Annotated in this window: 12 protein-coding genes; 7 read left to right on the forward strand and 5 right to left on the reverse strand. The window is 52.2% G+C overall.

Going from position 1 to position 13,071, the window contains the following annotated elements:
* The 3 genes from H6F80_RS02940 to H6F80_RS02950 all read left to right on the forward strand — a co-directional run.
* Positions 1 to 210 (forward strand): hypothetical protein (locus H6F80_RS02940; protein WP_199296333.1); only part of this gene is annotated, 210 nt, incomplete at its 5' end.
* Positions 211 to 621: 411 nt separating this feature from the next.
* Positions 622 to 1,062, forward strand: a complete 441-nt coding sequence (locus tag H6F80_RS02945; protein ID WP_190790118.1) for a GNAT family N-acetyltransferase — start codon at positions 622 to 624, stop codon at positions 1,060 to 1,062.
* 508 nt (positions 1,063 to 1,570) lie between these two features.
* Positions 1,571 to 1,759 carry a hypothetical protein gene (locus H6F80_RS02950; RefSeq protein ID WP_190790119.1) on the forward strand — a complete coding sequence of 63 codons (189 nt, stop codon included), beginning with the start codon at positions 1,571 to 1,573 and terminating at the stop codon, positions 1,757 to 1,759.
* Between the two features lie 10 nt (positions 1,760 to 1,769).
* Here the strand turns inward: H6F80_RS02950 and cofH are convergent, their stop codons facing one another.
* Positions 1,770 to 2,921, reverse strand: coding sequence for a 7,8-didemethyl-8-hydroxy-5-deazariboflavin synthase subunit CofH (gene cofH / locus H6F80_RS02955; RefSeq protein WP_199296334.1), 1,152 nt, complete (start codon positions 2,919 to 2,921; stop codon positions 1,770 to 1,772).
* A gap of 173 nt (positions 2,922 to 3,094) precedes the next feature.
* Positions 3,095 to 3,994 carry a DUF4230 domain-containing protein gene (locus H6F80_RS02960; protein WP_190790120.1) on the reverse strand — a complete coding sequence of 300 codons (900 nt, stop codon included), beginning with the start codon at positions 3,992 to 3,994 and terminating at the stop codon, positions 3,095 to 3,097.
* A gap of 211 nt (positions 3,995 to 4,205) precedes the next feature.
* On the opposite strand from H6F80_RS02960, the gene H6F80_RS02965 reads away from it, so the two are divergent.
* The 4 genes from H6F80_RS02965 (at position 4,206) to H6F80_RS02980 (ending at position 10,496) form a co-directional block, all read left to right on the forward strand.
* Complete coding sequence (locus tag H6F80_RS02965; protein ID WP_190790121.1) at positions 4,206 to 4,568, forward strand: NAD(P)H-quinone oxidoreductase subunit M; 363 nt, start codon at positions 4,206 to 4,208, stop codon at positions 4,566 to 4,568.
* Positions 4,569 to 5,232: 664 nt separating this feature from the next.
* Positions 5,233 to 7,827, forward strand: a complete 2,595-nt coding sequence (locus H6F80_RS02970; protein ID WP_190790122.1) for a protein phosphatase 2C domain-containing protein — start codon at positions 5,233 to 5,235, stop codon at positions 7,825 to 7,827.
* 158 nt (positions 7,828 to 7,985) lie between these two features.
* Positions 7,986 to 9,617 carry a CHAT domain-containing protein gene (locus tag H6F80_RS02975; protein WP_190790123.1) on the forward strand — a complete coding sequence of 544 codons (1,632 nt, stop codon included), beginning with the start codon at positions 7,986 to 7,988 and terminating at the stop codon, positions 9,615 to 9,617.
* A 276-nt stretch (positions 9,618 to 9,893) separates the two neighbouring features.
* A complete protein-coding gene (locus H6F80_RS02980; RefSeq protein WP_190790124.1) occupies positions 9,894 to 10,496 on the forward strand; it encodes a hypothetical protein in 603 nt (200 codons plus the stop codon).
* 180 nt (positions 10,497 to 10,676) lie between these two features.
* Here H6F80_RS02980 and H6F80_RS02985 read toward each other — a convergent pair whose 3' ends face one another.
* The 3 genes from H6F80_RS02985 to def form a co-directional block, all read right to left on the reverse strand.
* Complete coding sequence (locus tag H6F80_RS02985; RefSeq protein WP_190790125.1) at positions 10,677 to 12,035, reverse strand: PrsW family glutamic-type intramembrane protease; 1,359 nt, start codon at positions 12,033 to 12,035, stop codon at positions 10,677 to 10,679.
* A gap of 95 nt (positions 12,036 to 12,130) precedes the next feature.
* Positions 12,131 to 12,325 (reverse strand): hypothetical protein, encoded by a 195-nt coding sequence (locus tag H6F80_RS02990; RefSeq protein WP_190790126.1) that lies wholly within the window; start codon positions 12,323 to 12,325, stop codon positions 12,131 to 12,133.
* Between the two features lie 126 nt (positions 12,326 to 12,451).
* Positions 12,452 to 13,015, reverse strand: coding sequence for a peptide deformylase (def, locus tag H6F80_RS02995; protein ID WP_190790127.1), 564 nt, complete (start codon positions 13,013 to 13,015; stop codon positions 12,452 to 12,454).
* Positions 13,016 to 13,071 lie beyond the last annotated feature (56 nt).

The following is a 13,071-nucleotide window of genomic DNA, read 5'->3' on the forward strand; positions in this document are numbered from 1 at the left end:
GAAGCCGATCGGCTGGCGTTGACGGTAGTGGATAGCTATGAGCAGACTCAGCACCCCTACGCGATTGCGCTAGATACCTCCAGCTCGGTTGCAATGGCTGGCGGAGAGACGATCGCACCCGTCGGACTGGAAGGATTTCAGCGAATTGACGAGCTAAGCGCAAACGATCAGCGAATCTTGTCTACCTGTAAAACCGATCATTCCAATTAGTCGTTTGCAAAGTAAGTTTCTGCAAGCTCTTTGCAAGCTGATTTCATAAAACAAACGTTGCTTCCGTTACCGCCCGAACGCCGATCTTAACTGGATAGGGCCACCTGTTTGGAGAACTGTGAAGCAACTGAGTAAAGCAAAGATGAGAAAGCTGAATTGAATGCTGAACTTAAGATAACTTGGCTGCAACTGAATCAGGAGAAATACTCTTTCCAATTCAGTTAAGCCTTTTAAGCCTGATATCTCGGTTCAGCATTTGTGTGTGAATACGCACGATGCCGATTCTTTGAAAGGTGCATTGCAAATTCTGTAGAGCGGTTCAGAAGCCTTCTAATCCGAGAGTTGCGATTGGGTTCAGATTTCGGAAAATTGGAATTAGCAATCCGCCAGGATGTCAATTGTTAAGCCGCAATGAATCAATTGGAACTGCAGGTTGTTACATTCGCAAATGCGGTGGACGCGATCGAACAGGTTCGCCGAAAAGTGTTTCAGGAAGAACAAAGCGTTGCGGTAGATCTTGATTTTGATGGTCTGGATGAAGGTGCAACTCAGCTTATGGCGTACTGGAACGGTGAGCCTGTCGGCACTGCACGAATTCGGTACTTGGGTGAGCAGCTTGCCAAAATAGAGCGCGTTGCAGTTCTAAAATCGTTTCGTGGACTAGGCATTGGTCAGGCTTTGATGCAAAAGGCGATCGATCACCTCAGCGGTCAAAAGATTGCAGAAGTAAAAGTGAATGCTCAAATTCAAGTAAAGAATTTTTATGAGCGTTTAGGTTTTCAGCAGCAGGGTGAACCTTTTTATGAAGCAGGTATCCTGCATATTGAGATGAGAAGAAAACTGATGGTATAGATCCATCTCAATCTGCTAGATAAGTTTATCTCTGAGCTCTAATTTCAAGATTCTTTAGAATGTTATTTGGAAAACAGTTTTTTGCTTTCGTAATTCGTTATTGTTGGAGCAAACAGCCCTTTCACTCTTCAGGAGTACATTACAAAACTTAAAGCAAAATTTAATTTTTCTAGTCTGAATCGGCCTTAGGGCAGATCCCTGCCACTTCTTTTCTATATTATTCTTATTTCTATAGGATTAATTAGTCCCTGGCGGTTCAAACCCTTTTTCATCAACGATTTAAGCTGAACTCTGTAATAAAAAATTAATCATTTACTTCCTTATTGATCAAACGAATTTTGTGAAAACTTGCTAGTTCAGTTTGCATTCCTTGTTGAGTCAAATTGCGTTTCTCATTTTCTAAATCAAACTTTTAGCCTCACGGCTGAGTCAGCAACTCATAACGGGATTAACCCGTCTCGTGTCTTCGGTTCTGTTTCTCTGCTGTGCTATTTATTGATAAAACTTTATGAACACCTCCACTCTTTGTCCCTGCTGCTCTGAACCATTGCTGCGTCATGCTCGTCGAGGTGGCGTCTACTGGTTCTGCCCCCACTGCCATCAAGAAATGCCGAATTTAGCTTTAACGCTAACGGCTGCCCACAAGATGCAACGATTAGTCGATCGCCTGTCTCCCGACTTGGCAAGGCTGGCTTGATTCTAAATCTCTAAACCTGACCATCCTCGATCCACTGATACAGAGTGTCACGCTGCTTGGCAGGTCTACCGATCGACTCGATTGCCGATCGCAGGTCTGAGACTTCCATGCAGGTTCCACCCTGTGCGCCTGCCATCGTGGTGATGTGTTCTTCCATGAGCGTACCGCCAATATCGTTGCAGCCCCAGGTGAGTGCCTCGGTTGCGCCGTGGAGTCCGAGCTTGACCCAGCTTGGCTGATGGTTGGCGATCCAGTTGCCGAGAAAAATGCGGGCAACTGCCATCAGCAGCAATGAATCTGCCAGAACGGGCTGGTCGCGTCCGACTCGCCGCCGAAGCGGTTTAGGAGCTTCCTGGCCGACAAACGGCAACAGGATAAATTCTGAAATGCGCTGATTGCCATAATCGATCGATCGTTGCTGAATCGATCGAAGCTGATCCAGATGGTGCATTTGCTGCTCTGGAGTTTCAATGTGTCCAGAGAGCAGTGTGCTGGTGGTTGGCATTCCCAAGCGATGCGCAGTTTCTACGATTTCAAGCCAGGTGGTGGAATTGATTTTTTCAGGACAGAGAATCTTGCGAACTGAATCATCTAGCACTTCAGCCGCCGTTCCCGGCATTGAGCCAACGCCTGCTTCCTGGAGTGCAGCAATGACCTGAGCATAGGTTGAGCCGTCTTCTCGGGCAATAAACTGGACTTCCTGCGGCGAAAAGGCATGCAGGTGAAGCTGCGGAAACGCTTCTTTGATCAGGCGAATCAGGCGCACGTAGTAGGCGATCGAGGTTCCCTGATGTTTTGCCTCAAGGTTCAATCCGCCCTGCATACAAATTTCGGTCGCGCCTCGCTGCACCGCATCTGCTGTTTTTTCGAGAATTGCTGCCTCGTTTAGCCAGTATGCTCCCTCTTCCCCTGCATCGCGCCGAAATGCACAAAAGCTGCAATGCTGCTCGCAGATATTAGTGAAGTTAATATTGCGGTTCACTACATAGGTCACCGTTTCGCCGGCCTGTTGCTGCCTAAGGCGATCGGCAGTTTCTCGAATGGCTCTCAGCGGGGTTGGCTCAGTTTGTTGCAGTAACACGACTCCCTCAGCCACGGTTAAATCCTGTCCGGCAAGGGCGCGATCGAGAATCGAGTCAACTGATGGAAAAGAAATCAGCATAGGGGGTAAGAAGGGATAGGCGGGATGCGGATGTTGGGGGAGGGTGAGCGGTGGTACATTGCCCCCTAAATTCCCTAATCCTGAGGAACTTTGAATTCTGGGACAGGCCTTCCCTGGAATTTGGAAACGGCTCTGGGCCAGAACCGGACGCTTAAAGCATTTTCAAAGCATTTCTAAGAAGGCGGGATAGCTGGCGCGCTTTCAGCGGGGTTTCCTGATGGTAGCTCTGGCGCGGGCGGGGGGCAGGCATCAGCGGTAGGCGGCTGCGTCTCGATCGTCACCTGGCGATATCCGGTTGTCGATAAAAGTTGGCTAATGGCGAGGCGAGCGCGATCGTTTGCAGTCTGGAGTAAACCCTGGCTACAGGCAGACTGAATCAGTCGTTCGAGGGTTTTGCGCTGAGCAAGATCTTGCAGTTCGGGGGCAACGTCGGGTCCCATGCCCATGAAGCCGCGATCGTAGTCATAGACCTTCGACCGGTTAACATCAATTTTGCTATCGAGAATTCTGGGGGGCGGCAGGCGCAGCAGCAGGCTATCTCCTTGGGTTTGCACGGCATCGGCAGTCAGGGAAGAGAGATCGAGTCCGGCACGCACTTCCCCATAACCGATATAAAGCAGCGTAGTTTTACCGACGACCAAGCCACTAATCGTCCGCTCCCGGCTGGTAGGAACTACCGTTTCCATTACAAATATGGCAGTGGTGAGTTCGCTCACGCCCCGTACCTGCTGCACGACCGCCGATCGCACGTCTACCTGGGGAGCAGGCTGAGGCGCAGTCACCACCCCAAAGATCTTGCCAAGAAAACCAGTCCCCGATCGCACCATGTTCAATAGCAACAGCACCGTCACCAGGCTCAAACTGCTAGCAGTTAGAAACGACAAACTTTTCAGAAGGTCTACCCAGCTTCCCGGTTGCTCCGCAGTTCCCCGAAGGGATGATCGTCGCTGACGCTGCCAGTAGTTGCCCTTTCGGGGCTTGTACGGCTTGCTCTGCGACTGCTCTTGGGATTGGACTTGGGGTTGAGCAGGAAGCTCGATCCGGGATTGATTTTGCGACTCGTCGCGCTGCATCACTTTCTCGGTAAGGTTTAACTGTCTTGTAGCCTTCAATTTGGGTAGAAGTCTTCAAGTTGTTGTTGCGATAAACACCCTTGCCTATTCTAATGTCCGGCTGCGGGAAATGCTTCTTACTCGGTATCAGTGAGGCGAGGGCAAGGGCAATTCGGCGATCGTTCCGGCTACCCTGTAAGATATCGTTATAAATTCCTGTGGACTGAGTTTTATGCTGCTTAAGTGTACAACCCGCCATGTCCGTATTTTTACGGCTGAAGTTGAGAACGACAGATTGGTCGAGTCGGAGGACAAGCTGACTCTGGACATCGATCCAGATAACGAACTGGAATGGAACGACGCTGCCCTTCAGGAAGTGTATCAGCGGTTCGAGAGTTTGGTTGCGGCTTACGAAAGTCAGGATTTAACGAACTATAACCTGCGCCGGATTGGGTCAGACCTGGAACACTTTATTCGATCGCTGCTAATGGCGGGAAAAGTGTCCTACAACCTGAATAGCCGCGTTAAAAACTTTAGTCTGGGACTGCCACGCTACTCCGACGAAGAGGCGGACAATCACCTCGCAATCAAATAGTGCTCATTTCCGTAGAGCTTGTTTGAAGCTGCAAATCTCCTATGCTGCTCCCTAAATTTCTCGTGAACAGGGGACTTTCAAACCACTGGCTCTCAAATCAATAGGAGGTCTAGATTTAATAGGAGGGCTAGATTTCACTCCACGATCGGCTACTGTGTCCTCACTAGCGGTTCTTGTGCGTGTTTCCAGTTTTGCAGCCCCTTAAATTCTTACGCGGGGAATTTTGAACACCGAGTTAGGTTGCACACGCAATTAGGCTCGGTTTCCTCCAACATTGAAGGCAAGGGGAAGCGGTAGCAATTTGAACCGGGGTGGCGGGAGGGGGTACACAGTAGCCTTTCAAGGGGGCTAGGGAGACGGTTTGGAGCAATCAAAGCGATGAATGCTCAGATATTTTGATGAACTAGGAAGAATAGGCGCAGCAACGAATCTGCTATATCTGCACATTTCTATATTGGTCTATATCTGCATTGGTCTATGTCTGCACACTTAAGGGACAGGTATGGGACAGGCTACTGTGAAAATTCGTTGTGCAAATCGCGAATGCCCTGGTCTAAGCTCTGAGTAATGCTAAAAAAACACCTGAAACTCGTCAATCGTGCAGGGGGCTAAGCTATCCTGAGAGGACTGCTGAATTTCTGGCTTTTCTTACCCTGCCGCAGCAATGCTCTACTGCTCTAATCCGATCTGTCAGACCCCCAATCCAGAAACCCATCGATTTTGCCAGAAGTGCCGGACTCCTTTGATTCGTCGCTATCTCTGGGCAGTTGGGGCAATGGCATCTGCGTATCGGGCAGGAGATGTGCTGAGCGATCGGTTTTTGTGTAAGGGATCTCGCATCTTTCTGGATAGCAAGCCCGGCTTGCCACCTATGAGCTATGGTGAGGTTCCCGAACCGCTACTGCCCTATTTGCGGCTGTCTTCCTGTCAGCTTCATGTGCCGCAGATTTATGACTGGCTTCAGTTTGAGTCAGAGACGACTCACTACACCCCCGAAAATACGCTGCTGCTGCTTGATCAGGCTCCGATCTACCGACCCGATAGCATTGCAGAACAGAGTTTATCGGCTGCTTCGCAGTTCTCTCTAGGGGGAATTGATTTACCGCAGTCCAATCAGTCCGACTCTGAGGTACTGCTTTTTCCCAGCTTGCCGCAAATGTGGCAATCGGCGACGCCCTTTCGACAGCTTCACTGGCTCTGGCAAATCGCTCAGCTCTGGCAGCCGCTTAGTGAGGAAAGGTGCGCCGCAACAGTTTTGGATTCAGAACGATTGCGCGTCGAAGGCGGACTACTGCGACTCTTGGAGCTTCAAACCAGCCGCTCACCGTTGATGCTGTCCCAGTTAGGACAAAGCTGGCTGGATTGGGTTGCTACAGCGCGATCGGAGATTCAGGGATTTCTCCAACAGCTCTGTCAACAGCTGATTGAAGGCAGGATTCAGAATGCTGAGCAGTTAGTCGATCAGCTTGATTGGGCGATTGCTCAGGTGGTGCAGTCGCAGACCTACCAGATTCAAATAGCCACTCGCACTGATCAGGGGCCAACCCGCCCGCGCAATGAAGATGCTTGCTATCCCGCAAGCGGCACTGAGCAGTCGGATGTGCCTTTGCCGCTGGTCATCGTTTGTGACGGCATTGGGGGGCATCAGGGGGGCGATGTGGCTTCGCACCTCGCGATCGAAGCTGTCGCACAGCGAGTCTTGTCGCTTCAGGTTGAAACGCTCGATTCCGCAAGTTTGATGGTCGAACTTGAAAAGGCTGCCTGTCTTGCCAACGATTTAATCAGCCAGCGCAACGACAGCGAACAGCGATTCGATCGCCAACGCATGGGGACGACGATCGTAATGGCACTGGTTCGCAAGCATGAACTGTACATCGCCCATCTCGGAGATAGCCGCGCTTACTGGGTCACGCCTTGGGGCTGTCATCAAATTACTGTGGATGACGATATTGCGTCGCGGGAAGTGCGGTTGGGCTACAGCACCTATCGGCAGGCACTTCAGCAGCCAAGCGCGGGGGCACTGGTGCAGGCGTTGGGCATGGTCGGTTCGTCGATGCTTTATCCCACGGTGCAACGGTTTTTGCTGGATGAAGACAGCGTTTTTCTGCTCTGCTCCGATGGGCTATGCGATAACGATCGCGTGGAAGAGATCTGGGACACAGAAATTCTCCCGGTGCTGGCCGGCAAGCTCGATCTGCTCACCCTTACCCGGAACCTAATCGATATCGGCAATACTCGCAATGGCTACGACAATGTGACAGTCGGTTTGCTCTCCTGCCAAATTGTCAGAAGACAGCCCACTGCCGTCCTGCCCTTTGCTCTTTCGGGGGAAAGTGCGACCTCTCGTTCAGTCGAGCGCTCCTCCCTGGTTGAAACGGGTTTATCGGGTACTCCAACTCAGGTTGCTGCTCCAGTTCAGCTCTTTCCCTCGCCTCAAACCCGCCCTCTCGCGGAGCCTGCTGCTGCCACTGCAAAAACCCGAATTATTCCTCGCAAAGCATCCTCCTTTCGCTGGCTGCCCTGGATGCTGTTGATTTCGGTTCTGTCAGGGCTTGCTGTCACTTTATATCTCGTTCGTCAGAAGCAGCTAAGCGGCAGTCAGGCGGCTGTGAACCGCGAACTCCTGCCTGCACCTTCGACTTCTGCATCGATCGCCCCAACTTCGCTAGATGTCAATGCCCTGCTGCGGATCCTTCCTGCTGAAACTGATCCAACGCCAACCGCCTCTCCAACCGCAACGTCATCGAATGCGCTGATTTTGCAGTCTCGCCCTGCCGCATCAACCGTTCCCGCACCTGTTCCGTCGCTGCTTCCCTCGCCGACCGCATCGCCCACTCCTTTGCCTGTAGACCCGGAAGTGTCTCCAGACAATTCATCGTCGCAAGCGGCACAAAGCAGTTCTCCCGATGGGGTAGTCGGCTCTATTCCTGCCGGAAGCATTGTGGAAGTATTGAGCAAACAGGGCGCAACGGCGCAGGATCAGTGGGTGAAGCTGCGAGTTTGCTCTGTCCCGATCGTGGCACCGCCCACCAGTTCACCAACGGCTGAATCCCCGTCTGCTGCTTCACCGCCTGCTGAGCAGTCTGTGGTAGCTTCGCAGTCTCCTGCAGGGGAGATCGCGGCTAAAATTGCGCCAGTGCAGCCCGGACAGGAAGGCTGGCTCCGGGAAGCCGATTTGCTGCCGATCGTCGCACGCGATGTGCCCACTGACCGGGCGAGTTGTCCTCCGCTGGAACCCCAGGCTAGCCCCAGCCCCTAGAGACTCAACGGGCAGAACAAAGGAGACACCGTTTTCACTGCACCCTTACCGCCGCTGACGAATGCCGAAATCTGCTTCAACGGAACAGACCAGACCAGATAGACTGGTAAAGATAAGTTGTGTGTCTTCGATTTGGGTCTTGAATTCCGTCCTTTTCAATGCCTGACAACCCCTGCCTTAGTCTAGCGATCGCCCGGTCTACGGCTGCCGACCCTGAGCATTTTGCCATCTGGGTTTGGCAAGCTCCCTATCCGGGGGGATTTGTGCATCACGATCGGCTCTGGTCGCAGCCGCTGACCGAAATTTGGCAAGCGTGGCAAAACTTTTTCCCGTCTCGATCGCTGTCCAATTTTCCCTACACGCCCCAGCTTTTTGATCTACCGTCGCTGCCGGAGTTCACTCCCGAAGTCACCGCCCCGCCCGCTGCAGGTCAGGCAACGCCCTATTCTGCCCGACTGATGCAAAGCTTGGGAGTCAGTTTATGGCAATGGGTGCTCGACGGCTCGATTCAGAGCAGCTTTGACCAGAGCCAGGGCATCGCCAGAGGGCAAAGTCGTCCGCTGCGCTTGCGGCTGGATATCCGCGATCCCAACCTAATTTCGCTGCCCTGGGAGATCATGCAGCCCCAGCCAGGACGACAGGCAGTGTCGCTTAGCCAGCAGCTTTTGTTTAGCCGCACTACGAGCGATGTTGATCCCCTGCCGCTATTGCGATCGGAACAGTCCCTCAGAATTTTGCTGGTGCTAGGGCAGGATTCGGACGTGGGCGACTATGACCCTTCCCTGATGCCGCAGGCAAAGCTGGCACTGAAGCAAGAAGCGGCGGCACTGTCCAAAGTGCTGGAAACGGCTGCGGAAGTTGATCCCTTCAGCGGTACAGCGTCCTGTCAGGTCAAAACGCTTGTGCAGCCCACCCCTGCCGAGCTAATTCAGGAGCTGGAGGCAGGCAGCTATAACGTTTTGTTTTATTCGGGGCATGGTGCGCCAGCAGCAGATGGTGGCTTGCTGTTTTTGTGTCCTGATGCGGCAATTAACGGTACAGAGCTGGCGCAAGTTCTGGTGCGCTGTCAAGTCAAACTGGCAGTGTTCAATGCCTGCTGGGGAGCATTGCCTGATCAGCGAAATCAGCAAACCATTCCGCGCAGCAGTTTGGCTGAAGTGCTGATTCATCATGGCGTTCCGGCGGTGCTGGCAATGCGCGACACGATTACCGACCAGGAAGCGTTGAACTTTATTCAGGCATTTGCCCAAGCCCTGGCACACCGATCGCCGATTGACGAAGCGGTGGCGATCGCCCGTCAACATCTGTTGATGCTGTTTAAGTTCAACCATCCTGCCTGGACGCTGCCGATTCTCTATATGCACCCAGAGTTTAACGGCGAGCTGATTCGTCCGTTTACCGAAGGCGTCACCGAAATTCCTGACCAGACAGCAAGCTGGCTCGGTCGTCAGGTTCCGCAGGCGTATCTGCGATCGGTGGTAGCTCCCAATCAAACTTGGTCGTTGCGGGGCGGCATGATGCGCGTAGGGCGGGGCGAAGGCAACGATGTCGTTTTGCAGCACATTGGCGTTTCCCGTGAACACGCAGAAATCTTTTGCCGCAATTCGTCTGACGAGGAAGAGGAACCCATTTATCTGCTGCGCGATCGATCGCGCTACGGTACTTGGATTTTGAATAATGGAGACGGCTGGCGCAAAGTGCATCACGAAGAAATTCCCCTCCGATCGCGAACTCAGCTCAAATTTGGTAATCCGCGCAGTCAGGCGTTAGAGTTTGTGATTGATGATTGAGGAATCGGTTCAGGTAGCAGACTGCCCTAAAACGCCCACACAAGACACTCGACCAGAGACACCAGAAATGGCTTTATTTGTTCCGGCTGAATTGTCCAATTCCTTGATTGTCCTCCTCACCCGATCGGCGATCGCAGTCTCGCCCAGAGGAAGGACTGTTTTTTTCTAAAAACTTTTCAGTCCACTTGCGGAACTGGCTGACTCGCTGCTGTAGCCCTATGTAACGAAAACGATAACGTACAGAGTTTTCATTCAGTTGTCTTTAGGAGCAGACCTATGAACCAAGATCACAATCCTTCCCTGGCATCCTCGCTTCGCCCTCAGTCCGAAATTGAACTTCTGGAGCTAATCCTGGAGGAAACCGCGAGCTATCCCTGGAATCCTGCCCAGCCCGAAGCCGAAGCGTATTTTGCAATGCTGGAGCAGGAAGTGATCAAGGCAGGCTTTACGGAGTCAGAATTGACCGAAGCCGGACAACGCTTGGGCGCGACGATCGATCAACTCTGGGCAACTGCACCTCAAACGACGCAGGTTTCCCGCTTTGCAGGTCTGCTTCAGCAACTCACCGCCCAAATGCCGCAACAGCTCATGAACAATATCACCAGCCATGCTCGTCAGGTTGTTTCCTCTGGCGATAGTCTGGCGGATCAGCTTGTGCAGTGTGTTCAACAGTGTTTACCTGCCTGGGCAGAAGAAGATTTGCAGGTGCTTGCCCGTCCTTATGCCTTTGCGATGCGGAGCGGCCAGGATGGCGAAGTGCTGGAAACCTCAGTGCGGACACTGGAACAGGTTACCTGGGAACAGCTTTCGAGCATTGAGCAAGCCAGAGTTGCCCTTGCCGCTGCCCGGTGTGTGATCGCAGAAGCTAGCGAAAAATAATTTGGAATTCGTAATTGCGAAATCTAGAATTCTCAATTGTGCTAAGGCTTTTACTGGGTCGCCTTGATTCACCTGTCACGTTGTTTGATAAACGATACGAAACCCACTGACCTTTGATAGCTGCGGAATTCCGAATTTCGACTTCCGAATTCCGAATTCCCTTAGCAGGCTGGAGTTCCTTTAACGCGATCGAAAAAAGCGAGTTGCAAAATTCTGGGATCGAGTGGGCGAAAGAAGCCTGGCTTTCAGAATCGCTGCCCCCAGAAACGCATAAGAAACCACCCCAACCACGGCAAGCACCAGTAAATTAATCATGCCGGAAGCATTCCAGAGCGCGTGCAGCCCTGCCGCAGTGAGATAGCCAATTCCCAAAATCTGCCAGCGTTGCGTTGGTTTTAACACGCTTAAGCCAATAAAGTATCCCAAATAGCCGCTATACGCCATGTGTCCGGCGATCGACCCCAGCAGTCGCGGAATCAGAAGCTGAAGCCCCACTAGCTCACCGTATTCTGCCCCTGCCTGAAGCGTCACGTCGTTGATAATTCCTGGCACGTATTGTCCCAGCGTTTCCAGCAGCGTAAAGCCAATGGCTGAGGCAGTGCCCAGCAAGATGCCGTCAAGCGGTTCCCAGATGCCGATCTGTTCGCGATAGGGCGATCGAAGCTTTGTCCCTAGCCAGAGTGCTATCAGAACGGGGAGTGCCTTCAAAAGCTCTTCCATTAAGCCTGCCCCAAACAGCATTCTCATCAGAACGAACGGTAGACTGATTGCCTCTCCAGGACGGGGAATTTGCCCTGGCAATAGCTCTCGAAAGAGCCATAAAAAGAGCGGCAGCACCGGACTAAGCAGCAGAATTGTACTGGTTAGAGCAGCACCTAGCAGCACCCACCAGGGCTTTTGTTTGCCACAGAGCTGATAGACAAAAAAGTAGGCGATGCCCGCAATGTAGGCGGCTAGCAGCAAATTAAACAGCCCAGACTGACCGATCGACACAAACATCAGCACCACAAAGGCAACGGTCATCACGCCGGGGATGAGATATGCCTTGTGGCGCAAGTCTTGTCCGGTCGAAAGAATCGGAAAAAGCTGGCTCATCGTCACGGTATCTGGTACGGGAGGCGGTACTCCGGCTGAGGACGACGAGGGTAGAGTCGGCAGGGCTAATTTTCCGTCGGGAGATTTTCCTTCGACTAGCGGTAGCGCAAATAGAAATTGCACTCCATCTTTTGCCAGCGTAATGCGATCGCCATCTCGTAGAAAGCGGCATCCCTGAAGCCGTTGCCCGTTGATGTAGGTTCCGTTTGCGCTATTGAGGTCGCAAATTTCCCAGCCAGAGGGCGAAAACGCAGAGGGGCAAATCCGAACGTGCTGACGCGACACGCCACCGTAGATTTGAGAGTCCAGCACAATTTGGCAGCGTGGGTCTCGCCCGATCAGCACACTCGAAGGAGTCACCAAAACAAAGATGATTGGTGAACTGGTTTGATCCAGAGGATGAACTTGTCGAAGGAAAGCCGAAGCAGGGCGAGATCCAGTCATGCTGGAAATGGGACAGGGTGGATAAATCCGGCTAGCCGCTCACGCGATTGATTGGCTGATTATATTTGCTTCTTGTTTGCTGTTTAAATTTGGTTCTACTGATTGGCTCTAGCATCCTGCACTGCCGCTACAAAGAAAATTGCGGTGAGCGGCACAGCAAACGTCAAAATAATGCTGGTTGTCACAGTTCCAAGCTGAGGCATTCCAGAAGAGAGTTCAAAGACTGAACCAACGGCTGCGATCGCCGCCACACAGGAACCTGCTAACAGCACACCACTTTTTGGAGTCACTCGAGATCCTACCTTTTATGAATCAGTGCAAATTTTAATATTCTTATACAAAAAGGGGCGGCATGAAATCACTTTCCGCCGCCAGTTCGTTCAATTTAGAATTGCTGGAGTGAAACGCTCACCAGGCTATTTAATCCGCCGCACATCTTTGACGGAAAAGCCGTGCTTCACGAGTTCCTGGTTCATGGCGATCGCATTGTCAACTCGATCAACAAACAAAATGCCATTCAGGTGGTCAATCTCATGGAGAATGACTCGCGCGAGTAGTCCGTCTGCCCGCAGTTTCTGGGGTCGCCCGGTGTCGTCTTTGTAGGACACTTCGATGACTTTCGAGCGAGTCACGTCCATAAACACGCCGGGAATACTAAGACAGCCTTCCTGAATTACGGACAAATCATCGCTTTCAGCCATAATCACCGGATTGATGAGGACGATCGGCGGATTTGCTGCCTCATCCGGCTGGGGATCGACCACAATCATTTGCTTATTAATGCCAACTTGAGGCGCAGCTAACCCGATGCCGTCTTCGGTGTACATCGTTTGCAGCATTTGGCGCGCTAGCCGCCGCACTTCATCGTCAATTTTGGTAAACCGCTTGGTAGGCTGCCGCAGGACACGATCGCCCATATAGCGCAGCGAAAGGGGGGCTTTGTCTAATTTCTTCTTCTCAACTGGAATTTGAGCTGTCATGACCTCGTGCCTGGCGGGATGAATGTAAATCTTAGTCGCTATTTCTTTCTATCTTA

Source organism: Leptolyngbya sp. FACHB-711, assembly GCF_014695615.1.
In the GTDB taxonomy this organism is placed as follows: domain Bacteria; phylum Cyanobacteriota; class Cyanobacteriia; order Elainellales; family Elainellaceae; genus Leptolyngbya_A.